At 66.9% G+C, this 17,284-nt stretch carries 2 protein-coding genes; both read left to right on the top strand.

Annotated features, from left to right (window positions below; translation table 11 throughout):
* Window positions 1–154: 154 nt before the first annotated feature.
* Window positions 155–15,631, top strand: a complete 15,477-nt coding sequence (locus tag U1E26_09780; protein ID MDZ4169925.1) for a hypothetical protein — start codon at window positions 155–157, stop codon at window positions 15,629–15,631.
* A 12-nt stretch (window positions 15,632–15,643) separates the two neighbouring features.
* Window positions 15,644–17,284, top strand: a 1,641-nt coding sequence (locus tag U1E26_09775; protein ID MDZ4169924.1) for a hypothetical protein, incomplete at its 3' end; no start/stop codon positions are given.

Genomic DNA, 17,284 nt, shown 5'->3' with positions numbered 1-17,284 from the left:
CGCGACCGCGCTGTGCGAAGGTGCGTTCGGCGCCACCAGCACCGCGGATGCCGCGCTGACCACCGTCGTCGTCAACAGCACCGCTATCGCGCGTATCGGCGGCCGCAGCAACATCGACGTCATCGGCGCGCTCACCGTCTCGGCCCTGAACCACGTGGATGCCACCGCGACGAGCGACGCCTCGGCAGCGACCTACGGCGGCTCGGTCGCAGTCGTCACTGTTAACGAGGAAACCATCGCCTCCATCGAGGGAAGCGGTACCATCGACGCGTACACGGTCGACATCATCGCGCTGTCCATCATCTCCGGCGTGACCAGCTCCACCGCGAGCATGGGTGGTGCGTCGAGCAACGAGACCACAACCTCAGAACTGACTTCCGGCTACGCGGACACGAGCAGCGGCTCGCTCACGGTCGGGGCCGCGATAGCGGTGAGCGTTCTCAACGGCGAGACGCTCGCGCACGTGTCGTCAGCGGGTGGGGATCTCATCGTCACGTCGACGGGCGCGCAGCGCATCCTGGCTTCGTCGCAGCGGACATCACGGGCAGACGCTGACGGCCGCCCGGCGGATTCGTCGTCGGAGGAGAACAGCGTCGGCGTCGCGATAGCGGTCAACGTCGCGAGCACCTCGACCCGATCGTTCGTCACCGGCCCGGTCACTCTCGACACTCCGTCGCTCTCCATCGAGGCGACGATGCCCGCGTCCGGCACATCAGGCGCGACGGCCATGTCAGGCCTGACCGATTCCCGGGCGCCTCCGTCGGTCGCCGGCGCACTCGCTGTCAACGTCTCTGGCGGCGAGCTCAGCGCTTCTGTCTTCGGTGACGTGATCGTCACCGGCGCCGTCTCGCTTCTTGCGAGCGGCGAGTCCTCCTCTTCGGCGAGTGCGCTTGGTTCGACCGAGGGCACCGCATCCGGTGTGGGTGCGAGCTTCGCACTCAACATCTCCGCCAATGACGTGGCCGCACAGATCGCGGACGGTGCCACGCTCTCCGGCGCGGCAGACCTCTCCCTGAACGCGCAGTTCGACGCGACCGCCAACACGGAAGCGACCGCGGGCAGCGCTCTGGGCGCGGGCGAGATCGGCGTGGCCGGCGCTGTGGCCACCACCGTCTCCAGCAACGACGTCGCCGCGCGCATCGGCTCCGGCTCCGCATTGGGCGTCAAGGGCGACTTCGACGCGACGGCCAACCTCTCCGGTCGCTCAAGTGCCCGGGCAGACGGCAAGACGGGCGGCACCTCGGTCGCCGTGGGCGCCGCTGTTGCGATCAACATCGCGACTGACGACGCCGTCGCCACCACGGCCCGGAACATCGACGCCAGCGGAACCGTGACGTTCCAGGCGTTCCTCGCGTCCGCGGGCTCCGCGGACGCCATCGCGAGTGCCGCCGGCGCGTCCGGCGAGACCACGGACACCTCCGGTACCTTCGGAGTCGACGGTCTCATCAACGCCGAGCGTTCGCACGCCGCGAGCACCGCTGCCGAATCCACCGGAACCGCGGGTGCGTCCGAAGACGCGTCCGGCACCGGTATCCCGAAGGCCGAGACTTCAGACGGCCCCGTGTCAGTCGCGGCAGCGATCGCGGTCAACGTCACCACCGGCCACGCGCGTGCGCACATACCGGACGGCCGCGTGATCAGTGCGGGCGACACGCTGACGCTTCGCTCGAGCAACAACGCGGACGGCTCCGCGCTCGCGGATGGTTCGGCGACCAACACCGACGGAGGCACGGGCACGATAGGGGCGGCCGTCGCGATCAACGTGACGGACATGGTCAACGAGGCGTCCATCGGTGATGCCACGGTCACGGCCGGTGGGCTCGTTCTCGAAGCACTGATGACTGACGTCGACGGCGACGTGTCCCACACCGCATCCGCTGAGGCCTCCGCTGGCGCCGGCTCGGGCCAGTTCGGCGTGGCCGGTGCGGTCGCGGTGAACGTCTCGCCGGTCACCACCCGCGCAGGCGCAGACACCCGCGCGACCGTCGTCATCGACACTGTCATCGCCGGCGACGGCGACGTGTCGTTCTCCGCGGAGAGCACGTCGTCCGCGACGGCGACGGCCACTGGCGCCCAAGAGGGCGCGAGCGATGCCGGCATCGGTGCCGGGGTCGCGGTCAATGTCGTCAGCAACAGAGTCACCGCTGAGCTCGGCGACGACGCCACGCTTTCGGGCGCGAACGACTTCGCGCTGAACGCGGCGTCCGACGCGACCGCGGAGGCGTACGCTGCGGCCGGCGGCGAGTCAGGGACCGGCCTAGGCTTGGGTGGCGCCGTCGCCACCACCATCGCCAGTAACACCGTTCGCGCGCAGCTGGGATCCGGCGCGAAGCTCGTCATCTCCGGCGATCTGGACGCGACGGCCGCCCACAAGGGCAGCTCGAAGTCCAAGGCCGTCGGTGACGCCACCAGCGGCGAGGTCGCCGTGGGCGTCGTGATCGCGCTGAACATCACGACCGACGACGTTTCCGCCACGACCGGGCGCGATGTCGATGCCAGCGGGACGGTAGCCTTCCAGGCGCTGTGCGCCTCGGCAGGTTCGGCAGAGGCATACGCGAGCGCCGCCGGCGCGGCAGCGGAGACCTCTGAGACGTCGGGTACGCCCGGCGTCGACGAGCGGATCGGCAAGGAACAGTCGCTCGCGGCATCCATGTCCGCTGAGACCTCCGCGTCCGCGGACACCTCCGGGACCTCGATCCCGAAGGCCGAGTCGTCCGACGGCCCCGTGTCTGTGGCCGCCGCTATTGCCGTTAACGTGACGACGTCGCATGCCCGCGCGACCATTCCCTCTGGTCGCGTGATCAAGGCAGGCGACACGCTGACCTTGCGCGCCAGCAACAACGCCGACGGCTCCGCGCTCGCGGATGGCTCTGCAACCAACGACGCCGAAGGCAAGGCCACAATAGGCGCGGCGGTAGCGATCAACGTGTGCTCGGTCCTGAACGAGGCGTCCATCGCCACATCCACCGTCACCGCCGGGGGACTCGTACTCGAGGCTCTCATGACCGACGTCGACGGCGACACGACGCACGCGTCGTCCGCGGAGGCTTCGGCGGGCGCGGGCTTCGGCAAGACCGGTGTTGCCGGTGCGCTCGCCGTCAACGTCGCGCCCATCGTGACGACCGCGTCACAGGGTAGCGGCTCGACCGTCGCGATCACCGGCGGCGGCAACGTGTCATTCGACGCGGAGAGCTCGACTTCTGCTGAGAGCGCCGCCACGGCCTCGCAAGAGGGTGGCGGCGACGTGGGCGTTGGCGCGGGCATCGCGGTCAACGTGGTCTTGAACGACGTCACGGCGGAACTCGCGAACGGCGCCGTGCTCAACGGTGCGCGCGACTTCGCACTCAATGCTGAATCCGACGCAACCGCGCGGACCTACGCGAGCGCCGGCGGCGAGGCCAAGAGCGGCCCCGGCATCGGCGGCGCTGTCGCCACGACGATCGTCGATAACTATGTGCGCGCGCGTGTGGGTACGGGCTCTACGCTGAAGCTCACGCGTGACTTCTCCGCGAACGCGGCCAGTTCGGGTGCCTACCGGACGAAGGCCGATGGCGAGGCGGCGGGATCCGACGCCGCCATCGGCATCGTGATCGCGGTGAGCATCGTCAACGATACCGCGCTCGCCACCACGGACCGCGCACTTGAGGCGACGGGCGCGGTCGCGTTTGGCGCAGCGTGCGCGTCTTCTGCACAGGCCATCGCGCTTGCCAGCGCCGTGGGCACTTCGGGTGAGAGCACAGAGACATCCGGCACCGCCGGCGTGGACGACAAGATCGCTAAGGAGATCGGCCAGGCCGGACAGCAGGGAGCCGCCGGTGGAGCCGGTGGAGCCGGCGGTGGAGGCGGGGGCGGCGGCGGGAGTTCGACGCCGCCGCCGGCGGGCTCTTCCGATGGACCGGTCTCTGTCGCGGCCGCCATTGCCGTGAGCGTCATCGACTCCACGGCCCGGGCGATGATTCCCGCGAACGGGCGCGTCGTCTCGGGCGGCGTGGTCTCGCTGGACGCGCGCAACAACACGGACACGCGCTCTCATGCGGACGCGTCTGCAACGACGACTGCGACGGCGCCGGCGTCGGTTGGTGCCGCGGTCGCTCTGAACCTCGCGAACGTCACCAACGAGGCCGTCATCGGTCACCGTGCTACCGTGAACGCCCAGGGCGTGCGTCTGACCGCGATGATGGCGGACGTGTCTGGCGACAGGACCCACGCCGCGAGCGCCGAGACCACGTCAGGCGCAGGTGGGGGCAAGGTCGGTTTCGCCGGATCGCTTCCGGTGAACATCGTCTTCAACCACACGCGAGCGGTCATCGAGTCGGGCGCGGTCGTCGCATGCACGACGGGTGACGTGATCCTAACTGCGGAGTCCTACCAGTCTGACGAGGCCAGCGCGACGTCCAACGCAATGGGCAAGACTGGCATCGGCGCGGCCGTTGCCACGAACGTGCTTCTGTCCGACACGCGCGCCGAGATCGAGGACGACGCGGTCATAACGGGCGGCGGAGACTACGCAATCAACGCGGTCTCAGGCCACTGGGTCTGGACCGCGACGGAGGCGGGCGCCACCGGCGGCACCGCTATCAGCCCGTCGGTCGCCGTCGCAGTCGTCATCGACAAGACGACCGCGCGCCTGGGTCGTTCGGCGACGGGCTTGAGCGCGACTGGAAACGTGACGGTCGCATCCAAGCATTCGGCACAGATCGATACTGTCGCGGACGGCAACGCGAAGTCTGCTGGCATCGCGGTTGGCGCAGCGGTTGGCGTCAACGTCATCCTGCCGGAGACGAGCGCGGAGATCGCCCGCGACGTGCAAGGCGCGTCAGTCAGCGTTATCTCGACGTCGACCGTTTCCAGTAGCGTCATCTGTATGGCCAGCGCTAGTGGTAATGCGACCGAGTCCGCCGAAGGCACCCCGACCCGCGACGCGGACTCCGAGGCCGGAGCCCAGGTCAACAACAACCCGAACGTCAACAACAACGTCTCGTCGGACAAGACCGATCTGCCGAAGTCGAAGGATGAGACCGGCGACTCTTCGGGGTCGTCCGGCGCGAGCAAGACTTCGCGCGACAAGACCGGTCAGAAGTCTGCCGGTGTGGGAGTCGCCGCGGCCATCAGCGTCAACGTTGTGACCGTGACGAACCGGGCGAGTATCGCCGATGGCCTGACGGTCTCTGGCTCCGGCGGTCCGGTGAACGTCGCCGCAATCGCTCAGACCGATGCGTTCGCGAAGGCTACGGGCAGTTCCGTCAGTACGAGCAGCGGTCAGGCCCGTATCGGTGCAGCCGTCGGACTGAATGTTGTGAGTGCCACGAACATCGCTTCCACGGGTACCGGCACCAGCATAACGGGGAACGGAATCGCCATCGAGGCGATCATCCCCGACGGCGAGACCGACGATGTCGTCGTCTGGGGAATGTCCGCGTCCGGCGGCAAGGACCAGGCCAATATCGCGGGTTCTGTGGCCGTTAACGTGGTCTCTCGCACCAACCGCGCGTCGGTTGGCGCCAGTTCAGCGCTCCGTTCGACCGGTGCGCTCACGGTCCGCGCGACTTCGGCGGACCGCCTTCAAGCGCTTGCCGCCGGTGGCGCGCTCAGCATGAGCGGGGTTGGTGTGGGCGCGGCAGTCGCGGTGCAGGTCGCCACTCTGACGACCGAAGCGACTGTCGACTCCGGCGTGCAGCTGGATGCGTCAGAGGCCCTGAGTGTGACGGCCGAATCCTCACTGCAGCCCGTCGCGGCCCCGATCCCGTCATTCGTCGCGAGCCTGACGGGGACGCCGTACTTCACCACGCTGGCGGTTGCGGGGGGCTTCAGCCAGGGCAACGCGGGCGTGGGTGGCTCGGTGCTGGTGGATGTCTTCCTGATCACCACGCGCGCCGCCATCGGTGACTCGGCTCAGATCAACCAGACCGTGACCCCGGGCATCGCACAACACGTCAAGGTCGCCGCCAAGGACACCACCGCGATCAAGGACTACGCGGGCGGAATCGGTGGAGCGACGGGTACGGCCGGAGTAGGGGTTTCGGTCGACGTGGTCGTCCTGACCCAGGACGTGGAAGCGTCGATCGGATCGAATGCTGCGATCAGCGCTGCCGGTTCGATGGAAGTGACCGCGACCTCGACGATCGACCTGGACCTGCTCTCAGTCTGCGCCGGCGTGTCCGGCGGTACTGCAGGCGTCGGGGGCTCGATCGTCGTCATCGTGCCGAGCACGTCGACGTTGGCGTCCGTCGGGGACAATGCTGTAGCCAGTGTCGGCGGCGACTTCGCGGTGACTGCCACGCACAGGGGTGACTTGATGATCATCTCCGGTGCCGCAGGGGGAGCGAGCACGGCGGGTGTCGGCGGGTCGATCGTCACAGTCGTTCGCAGCGATGAGACCAAGGCGTCGGTCGGTAAGGGCTCGACGATCGTGGCGGGCGGCGACGTGCGGGTTGCTGCTGTCGCCCATGACACGGTCAATGTGTGGGGGGTTGCGGCCGCAGGTGGCGGAACCGCAGGCGTCGCGGGCGCGATCGTCACGTTGACGATCACCTCCACGGTGGACGCTCTTGTCGATGACAACACATCTCTCACCGCTGGCGGGGACTTGACCGTCAGCGCGGACTCAACGTCGGGGCTCGTCACCGCCGCCGGTGCGGCGGGAGTCGGCGGGACCGCGGGTGTCGGCCTGTGTGTGGTCACGGTCGTGAAGACGGATACAACCACATCGCGCACTGGATCGAACACCCTACTTTGGAGCAACGGTGGACTGACCACGCTCGCGGCGACCTCGACCGATGACAGCGATCTGGTCGCTATCGGCATCGCCGCTGCGGGGACAGTGGACTTCAAGGCCTCGGTCATCACGTTCGTCGAAAACGAGACCACGAAGGCGCTCTTGGGAGCCGGTAGCACGATTCGGGGTCCGAACGGCGTTGTGATCTCTGCAAAGCACGGCTGCACCGACGACCATGAGGTGACGATGGTGGCCGGTGCAGTGGGTGGAGCAGGCACCGCGAGCATCGGACTCTCGGATATCAACTACGTGCGAGACGACGAGACGAGCGCGATCGTCGGTGCCGGTTCGGCAGTAATCTCCGGCGGGAACGTCACCATCTCCGCCGATTCGATCGACGAGCTGTCGGCAGTGGCCGTGACGGGTGGCGGTGCCGGAGCCGCGGCGGTATCAGGGTCGGTCGTCGTAGTCGTCAGCGACGGGTGGACCGAGGCCTCGCTGGGCAGTGGCAGCTCGATCACGGCCAGCGGCACGGTCAGCATCTCCGCCACGAGTGACACCGACATGCTGGGAATCGCCGGCTCGGTCGCCGGTGGCGGCGCGGCAGGCGTGGGTGGCGGGTCCGTTGCCATCGATGCCGAACACGTCACGAAGGCACTCGCGGGCGACAGCGTGGCAATCACCACGGGTGGCGCCTTCTCGATCACTGCGACTTCTACGGTCGATATCTCGGCTTACACCGCGTGCGCATCGGGCGGTGGAGCCGCAGGAGTATCCGGTGCTGTCAACGTGCTCCTGCTGGGCGAGACGGTGGAGGCCACCTTCGGTGCATCCGGCACCATCGCCGCCGCTGGCGGCGTCACCGTGCGCGCGAGCCGGGTGACCGATGTCACGTCGTTTGCCGGCGCGGCCGCTGGTGGCGGAGCCGCTGGTGTGGGAGTGTCTTCCAGCACCATCGTGGAGACGGACAGCGTCAAGGCCGGCATCGGTGCCGGCACGCACGTCACCGCAGGCGGAGACGTGACGGTTTCGGCGAACTCCAGCGAGACGATCTACAACCTTGGCGTCGCTGGTGCCGGCGGCGGTGCCGCAGGCGTTGCAGGCTCCGTCACCGTCGTGATCCTGGATGAGACCACGTGGGCCTGGCTGGGCGACGGTGTGCACGTGCACGCGCTGAAGACAGGACTCACGCCGAAGGTCTCCGTGACGGCCAGTGATACCACCGACACGATGACGCTCGCGGGTGCCGCGTCCGGTGGAGGTGCGGCAGGGGTCGCCGAGAGCGTCGACGTGCTGACAGTCAAGAAGCGCACCCAAGCGTGGGTGGGTGGCGTCAATTCGGTAATCGAGGCCGGCGGAGATGTCGTCGTCGCTGCGACGTCGGTCGAGGACGTCAACTCCATCAGCCTGACGGGCACGGGCGCCGGTGTCGCCGGCGTGCCGGGCGGTGCGGCCGTCCTCACCTTCGACCTCACGACGCGAGCATTCATCAATGGCCCGGGGACGGTCACTGCGGGTGGCAGCATCTTGGTATCCGCATCTGACATCGAGGACGTCGACGTGATCACCGGGAACCTGAGCGGTGCCGGAGCGGTCACCGTTGGCACGGCGGCTTCGGTCATCATCGTCACGAAGACCACGGAGGCATACGTCGGCCCGACCGTCACCATGACCGCGGCCGCTGCGGGCGCCGGTCTGAGCGTCGCAAACGGAACCTTCGGCACTGCACCGGCCGAGACCGGCACGGGGCAAGTGTCGGTTGCCCAGCCGGACTTCACTGGGACGCAGCTCGCGACGAATGTCGCTCTTGGCGACATGTACGGCGCAAGGCAGGTGGCCGTTCCCGGCCAGACGGCGGGCTTCCGCGGAATCGCGGTTGTCGCGACGAACTGCGACGACATCGCCTCGTACGCAATCAGTGGAAGCGCCTCGGGAGTCGTCGCTGTGAACGTGGGCGGGTCCGTCCACATCGCTAACATCACCACGCGCGCGTACGTGGCTCAAGGTTCCACGCTGGGCAGCAGCGGATCGCTCCTTGTGTCTGCCGGCACCAGCTACACGCATATCGGTGTGGCGGCGGTGCTGTCCGGAAGCGGCGCGGCAGCCGTGTCGCCCGGGGCGGTCATCATCATCCCGACGCTCGTTACCGAGGCCTATCTCGCAGACGGCGTTCGTGCCACGGTGTCCGGCGATGTCGTCGTGGTCGCGAGGGCCAGCGAGGATATCCTCGCGGTCGCTGTGGGGGCCGCCGGTTCGGGTGGTGTCGGAGTCGGCGGAGCGGTACCGGTCGTGATTCTCGCGTCCAGCACGTCGGCTCACATCGGCGCGACCGCCGCGAGCGCTGCGGCCGGCGCGGGCGTCATCGCCCAAGGCAACGTGCTCGTTCTGGCGACCGACGACACCGACATCGAGGTCATCGCCGGTGGCGCGGGTCTGGGCATCGGCGCTGCCGGTATCGGCGCCTCTGTTGACGTCACCAAGGTCACCAAGCAGACCAAGGCGTACCTCGGTACCTACGCATCTGTCGACGCGCGTGCGACGACCGCAAGCGGTCTGACTGACGTCTACACCGGAGTCATGTCCGGAGCGACGTTCCAGACGTACGGCAGCATCGGTCAGACGTTCAAGGGCGTGGCGGTCCAGGCTGGTTCGAGTGAGGACATCCTCGCCATCGTGGTTGCCGGAGGTGGCGGGTTCGGGGCAGGAATCGCCGGAGCCGTGGGTGTGAACGTCATCTCGTCCAACACTCAGGCCTACATCGGCGACAACGCGCTCGTGAACACCACTGCAGGCGCCGAGGGTGTGCTGCAGTCCGTGAGCGTCGTGGCGGCGAACAAGGCCAAGGTGCTTACGGTGTACGGCAGCCTTGGCGGAGGCATCGTCGGGATCGGCGGCTCTGTCGACGTGGGGATGCTTCGCAACGACGTCGCGGCCTACGTGGGTAACGGCGCGCACGTGCAGGCGACCCACAACGTGAATGTGGTTGCGCTGTCGAACGCCGATGTCGACGCGTATGTGTTCAGCATAGGCGGCGGTATCGTCGGAGCGGCGGGTTCAGTCTCCGTGTGGACCATCGGCGGTACCAGCAACCAGACCTACACGGTGGACAACAACGGCGGTGCCGCGAACCAGTCCGCTAGCGCGCTACCCGCCAGCGTGGTCAACATGGCCGACCACCAGTCTGACGGCTCAGACCCCAACGGCGGCTTCCGCCGAATAGTCTCGGGCTATGGCGGCACGGGCGACGCCGACACGAGGGTCGCCAACGCCACCGCGGCCGCGGGTACCAGCATCACGGCCGCCGCGCCTTCAACGGTCACCGGGACGGCGCTGGGCTGGACGCCACCGGCGACGATCGTGCCTCGCGGTACGGTGGCGTTCATCGGCTCATATGCCACGGTGCGCGCAGACGATGACATCACCGTGCGCGCCGATTCGGCGGTCAACTACTACGGGCTCATCGGCCAGGCCTCGGGTGGCATCGCGGGCATCGGAGCCTCGATCGCGGTCGTGGGCAACCATCTGAACACAGAGGCGTTCATTGGTTCACATGCGACCGTCGCCGCGGGTACGGCGGCAACGGATGATCTGACCGTCGCGGCGAACGGCACATCCACGCTGGATGTTGACGTTTTCGCAGGTCAGGGTGGGGGTGTGACGCTGGGCGCACAGGTGGGTGTCTTGACGGACGCCTCCAGCCAGCGTGCCCACATCGATAGCTACGCGACGATCGAGCGCGCCGGCGGGGTCGTGACCATCGCGGCAACCGCGGATCGCGACGTGATCTCCAGCCAGGTCAGCGTCTCGCTGGCCGGTGTCGCAGCCGGCGCATCCGTGTCCCTTGCCGAGATCACCGGAACGACGAGCGCAAGCACCGGTGACGTGCAGATCGGTTCGCTGGCGCGTGTGGGCTCGTTGGTCATCGCGGCGACGTCCGACGCCACTGTCGATGCCGATGCTTGGGCGGTTCAGGGCGGTGTAGCGACAGTGAGCGGCTGTGTTGCGACCGCGTACGTCCACCCGACCGTATCCGCGTCGCTTGGCACCGGTGCGGATGCGAGGGCGATCGGCACGGTGACGGTCACGAGTTCTTCGCTCACATCCGTTGACGCGAAGGCGTTCGGCGTGAATGTGGGCGCTGCAGTCGCCTTTGGTGCCTCGGTTGCCAAGGCGACGAGCAGCCCGACGGTTTCGGCGACCGTGGGCGGCGGCGCGACCGTGGACTCCGCAGGCCTCACGGTGCGTGCGCTCAACAACTACCGGCACAATGTCGGCACGGGTGCAGACGATCTCGCCTCGGACAAGGTGACGCGGGCCGAAGCGACGGCTGGCGGCGGCGGTCTTGGCCTCACGGTGAGCGCGGCATGGTCCAAGGCACTTGATCAGGCGATTGTGTCCGCGACGGTAGGTGCTTCGGCGGTCATAGACGCCGGAAGCGGAGATGTGGCCGTCGTCGCACGGTCCGGCAACCAAGTGCGCTCCAGTGCGACGGGCGTTGCGGTCGGATCGGCCGGCTATGGAGGTCCGATAACGCGGGCCGAATCATCCGGGTCAGTGAGCGCGTACCTGAATGGATCGGTGCGCGACATCGCGAACGCGTCACTCTCCGGTGGCCGCAACGTTTTGGTGCAGGCGCAGTCGCATGACGATGCTGCTTCGCTGACGACGGCCGCGCAGGTGACGCTGGCAGGCGTCGCTTACAGCCAGAGCGTCAGCGTCGCGTCGCCAACGGTTCGCGCCCGCGTGGATGGCGGCGTCGTGAGGGTGACAGGCACCGTGACGGTGCAAGTGCTGTCCAGGGGGACCGCACTCGCAGAATGCGAGAATATCTCCTCCGGCGCGGTCGCGGCAGGGACCTCGTTCGCAGACGCCTCCGTCAGTCCGACACTCGAGGCATCGGTCATTTCGGGCGCTTCCATTGAAGCCTCCGGAGCGGTGAAGATCAGCATCCTCCACAACTGTGATTCGGCAGGCAATGCCCTGGCTGGCACGACCGCCAAGGCTGTTGCGTGGGCGCCCACGTTCGGCGTCGCCGGTGGCCAGGGTGCGGTGCCGACCGCGAACGCGAACGCGAGCCTCGATGCGCGCGTGGATTCGGGATGCACTCTTGGTTCCAGCTCGACGCTGACCATTGAGGCGTACGCTTCGAATCACGCCATCGCGGATGCGCAGGCGCTCAGCATCGGCGCAGGTGCCGTAGGGGCGAGTCAGCCTACGGCGACGGCGAACGGTACCGCGAGAGCGCGGATGAACGGCACGGTGTCTCACGGCACCAACTTCACGATTCAAGCGAAGGTCTACGCGACCGCGAAGGCTGACGCGGATGCGTCTGGCGGCGGTCTGCTCGCTGCCCAGGTTCCGCACGCTGTGGCGACTGCCTCGCCGACGGTCGAGGCGTCGATTGGCAATGGCGGTCGGGCCAGCGTCAGCGGTGCAGTGACTATCCGGGCGACAAGCCAGTGTAACGCTGCATCCGCAGCGAAGAGTTTCTCCATCGCAGGTGGAGCCGTGGGCACGATGAAGGCGACCTCCACAGTCTCGCCCACGGTCAGCGCGACGATCGGGACCGGCGCCGATATCGAGGCAGGTTCGCTGACCATCGAAGCGGGTCACAACTACGGTCTGACCCTGGGTGCCCGCGCAGACTGCAACTCCACGTCGGGTTCGCTTGTCGGGTATGACGGTGCGGTTCCCATGGCAACGTCAGCTCCGGTTGTCTCTGCTCGCGTCGGGACCGGTACCGTCATCACCTTGACGGGTGCGTTCAGCCTGACGTCGCGCGCGACGATCAACTCGATCTCAACGGCGAATTCACTGTCCATCTCCGCCGCCGCTGTTGGTGCGAGTACGTCCAGCGCGACTGCGAATGGCACGATTCAGGCAACGATGGACGGCACGATCGACGCGGGCACCAACGTCACGGTCATCGCTCGTGCGGTCGCCTATGCGGATGCGTATTCGGAAGCGTCCGGCGGTGGCCTTATAAGTGGCAAGTTCCACAGCGCCACCGCAGTCGCTAACCCGTCGGTCCTAGGCCGGGCAGGCAACGGCTCGACCGCGGCCGGCATCGACGTAACGGGCGCAGTGAGTATTCGGGCGGAGAGCGAGGCGGACGCTGCTGCGAACTGCATCGGTGGGCTGAACCTCGGGCTCGCCGCTGTGGGACTGAACACCGCGAGTGCGACCTCATCGCCGGTCACTGATGCCCAGGTGGGAGCCAACTCCGTCGTTCGTGGCGGAAGCATCGACATCGTCGCCCTCTATAACCGAACGGATGCGGCCGGCTCGGTGTCGGGTTCGCGCAGGTGGGGGACGGGCTGGAACAACGGTCAGAAGGGCGCTCGCGCCCAGGCAAACGCGACCTCCGGCGGGCTCTTCACAGGGGACGGCGCCACAGCGTCTGCCACGTCGAACGCCGTCACCCGCACGACGGTCGGCACGGGGGTGCGGCTCCAAGGCCGCAGCGGTTCAATCCAGGCGAGGGCGTTTTCGAACAGCGCCGCGTATGCGAAGGCGGATGGTGACGCGTACGGTCTTGCAGGTGGAGGCTCGGTTCGGGGCACTGCAGCCGCGAACGGCACCACTACTGTGAGCATGCTGTCGCTGGCATCACTGGATACGTCTTCGTCGCTGTCGGCGCGTGCGGTCGCGACCAACCTTGCTGATGCGGACACCAGCGCGGGCTCGCTGACGTTCGTAAGCGGGCGCGAGTCGAGGGCCAGCGCGACCGCGGCACCGACGGTACAGGCCAACGTGTCGACAACGGGCGTGATGAACGTCGCCACCGATGTGACGATTCTCGCCCTGGCGAACGGGAACAGCTCGAGTGATGCGGTGGGCAACCAGTACGGGCTCGCGTCGCTTGGCATCTCAGCGGCCACGGCGAACTGGAATCCGACCGTCACGGCGGGTATCGCATCGGGGACCGTCAACGCAGGCGGCAACATCTATGTCCGTGCGTACGAGAACCACAACGAGTCCGGTGGCGTGATAGCCGCCAACCAGGCGTACGCCTATGCAAGCTCGGTGGGAGCGGGTGTTGGCAGCGCATCCGCCGCCGACGCTACCGCCAACTCGACCGCCATTGTGACTTCGTACGTTGGCGCCGGCACACGACTGATCTCCACCGGGGTTGCCTCCACGGTCGACATAGTGGCTCTCTCGCGGGGAGCGGTGTACTCGTCGGCGACTGGTCGCGCGTACGGTGTGGCCGCAGGTGGCAGCATCAACAGTGCCGCGACGCGACGCAACAACACCAACGCGTATGTGGCCGATAGTGCTGCCGGGGCGGGAGCGCTGCTGCGCGGCTACAACGTGAGGATCTACGCGAGCTCAAACGATGCTGGCTACTCGTATGCGACTGCAGGCAACGGAGGGCTTATCACGGCCGGCGGGGCCGCGGCTACTGCGTCGACGCCGGACCTGTACGTGAAGGCGCGGCTTGGGAACTACGGAGTCATCGAGGCCGTCAACAGGGGCGATGTACTCGCGAGACGATCGCTGTACCTTGACTCCGCGTCGCATTCGTACGTGGTTGGAGGCATCAATTACTCCCAAGTCAACGCGACGTCGAGAGCCGATCGCGCCTACACCATCGCACAGGTCGGGACAGGTGCGACCGTCACGGCCTACGCGATCGAGATTTCGGCCGTCGATACGTCAATCTACGCCCACGCCCATGCGCACGGTGAAGTCCCGTTCAATATGTTGGGCTGGAACCACGCGACTTCCGTCGCCCTCCTGGACCTGCATCCGCAGGTCAGGATCTACGGTGGCGGTTCGGCACTGACGGCGACGGGTGATCTGGGAATCTATGCGCGCGCTGACAGCGTCACCGTGAATTCGGATGCGTACTCGTATACATCCGGGCTCACGGGAAGTGTCATCGCAGAGGCCTGGGCTGACCGCTGGGTGACGGCGTCAACGCAATGCGACAGTGGAAGCAGCCTCACCGGCCGTAACGTGTCGATCAGGTCGATCGTGCCGTTGCCGGCCGATGGTGGCTACATTCGCAAGGCCGAGGCGGTGGGTGCCACGGTGGTCAACTACGTGTACGAGATCGTCGGGCACGTTGCGCGTCAAGTGTGCAGATGGGTCGCCACCGTCGGGTGTGGCTTTGGCCTGTGGTGCGACCCCGACGAGGTGTGCGACACGGTCTTCGACCCGGTATGGGACTGGGTCGCGCACATTCTGAACACTGCAGTCGAAAGCCGTCCGCGTGGGGCACAGTCGCTTGTCGGCAACATCACCGTCAACTCGAACATCCACGTCACCGGCGGCGGTAGGGCGGAGGCGGCGATTGACGCGACGGGCCGGGTGACGCGCTCGGACGGCGTCGTCATCCGCGATGGCTTCGGGACCATCGTCAATGTCGGCCAAGTGGTTTCCACAGGAACGATCTACATCGACGACATCCTCGGTGGCGCCGGGGGCAAGCTTCTTGTCGACGCGCCCAGTGGCGCGACATCCGGCTTCTCGAACGTTCACTTCGACGCCACCATGGACGCCGTCGTGATCACGAACCTGTCAAACAAGCATCTCGTCGTGAACGACATCGAGACGTTCAACGTCGCTGATCCGCCAACCATCACCCACAACGCCATGTACGGATACAGGAACTGGACGTACTCACTCACGTCGAACTCCCACATCTGTGACGTGGCGATCACCAACAACAGCAACGCGGATACGGACATCACCCTCAACGGCTACATCCAGAACTCTCTTGGAACCACGAGCGTTCATAACCTTGGGGCCGGCGGGGGAGACATCATCCAGACCGCCGGGCCCACCATCTGGATCAACAGCCGAGTCGTCTCGCTGATATCGGACAGCGGGATGGTCGGGACCGCAGGCCGCCGAATTCAAGTCGGTCTCGCCGGCGAGGCGAGCGCTCCCGATCCTGGCGGCGGTTGAGGCGGCTGTCCCGTGGGCTCAGTTGGGTCCAACTTCAGCAGTCTCGCGAACGCATTCGGTCATACCGGCTCCTACGTCGAGGTCATCGCCGTGGGCGGGAGCATGCCGGCGGCAGGCAACATCATGTCGACGCACATCGGTATCGCCATGGACGGGACTCCCACCGGCAGAGTCGGCTCTGCGACCGGGGTGCTGGACCTGGTTCTGGGCACCGGTCGCTTGTTGCCTCTGACCGCCACCGTGCTGACCACCGGCACCCCGGTCGCGACGGCGTACATCATCGACAACATCCAGGTGACGGGCGTTGCGGGCAATGCGGTCATCACCGCAGGGTCGAGTAGTGAGACCACGGCGACATTCGTCAGGCTCGCGGGTAGCGTCATCGCGTCGAACACTGCGCAAATAACGGTGATCACGCCAGGCGCCATCCTGAGCGACAACACCACGACACAGACGGTCATCGCGCGTAACGCGGTCTTCTCCGCTACGCAAGGGTTGATCGGCACCGCAGTCAGGCCGATTCGGCTTGATCTCACGGGCGGCACGTTGACGGCCGATACGCTTGGAGACGCATGGATCGCCGAGATTGCGGGTGACATGCGGGTGGCACGGGTCTCCTCCAGCTCCGGGAACGTGTGGCTGGATGCCGAACGGTCGATTCTCGACGGAGTCGACCCACTCAACCCGGGCGCGGCTCTTGGTAGCACTGCGGCCAAGGTCCTTGGCAACAACATCACACTTACGGCGCGGCTGGGAACCATCGGCGTGGCCGGGAACGACCTCGAGATCGATACGTCTCGCAGCATCGCGGGCGAGCTCACTTCGCTGAGCACGCTCGGCAGCACGTACATCGTGGAGAAGTCGGGCGACCTGGTCCTCGATACCGTTCGTGCAACCGGGGTCGGAAGTAACGCGTTCGTGGGCAACAGCTCAGGCCGGATTCTCAACGGGACTCCCGTCGGAGGCATCAATGTCATTGCCGAAGGGACGCGGCTGTTCGCGGTAGGAAACATCGGCGATCCGTCTCTCTATCTGATGACGCAGGTCAACAGAGTCGAGGGGGAGTCGACCTCCGGGAGCGTCTACGTCCAGAACACCGGCGCTCTGGGTGTTGGGGGCGTCGCTGCAACGTACGGTGGTCGGGCTGTTTCGGGAATTGGCGCAGGCGGCTCTGTGCTCCTGGTGTCCGATGACCCGATCACCGTGACGGAGACGATCGGTGCTGCTGGGCTGATTCGGATCACAACGCCGGATGCGCTCTCGCTCGCCGCAGGGTCAGCGCTTGCCGCCGGCACTGACATATGGCTTCTGGGCTCGTCCATCACTGCCGATACCGCGCTAGTCGTAGCGGGCGGCAGCGTGACCGGCACGGCCACGACAGGCGCGATCACGCTTGGTCCCGACACACGCGTTACCGCGACGGCGGGTGCCATTACCTTCGCACCCGGTGTAGGTGCCGCATTGACAATCGGGCCGCGCACCGTGCTCATCGCCGGCACCGACATCGGCCTGGCGGCCGGCTCGATCACCTCTGTCGACTCGACCTGGACGGCCGGCAACACCATCACGGGCACCTCCACCACAGGCGACATCACCCTCACGCGCTCGGTGCTCACCGCGACGTCGGGCGACATCGGCCTCTCCAGCGCAGGC

It is taken from the genome of Coriobacteriia bacterium (genome assembly GCA_034370385.1).
Taxonomy (GTDB): Bacteria; Actinomycetota; Coriobacteriia; order Anaerosomatales; family PHET01; genus JAXMKZ01.
This window is presented reverse-complemented; position numbering and strand designations above follow the sequence as displayed.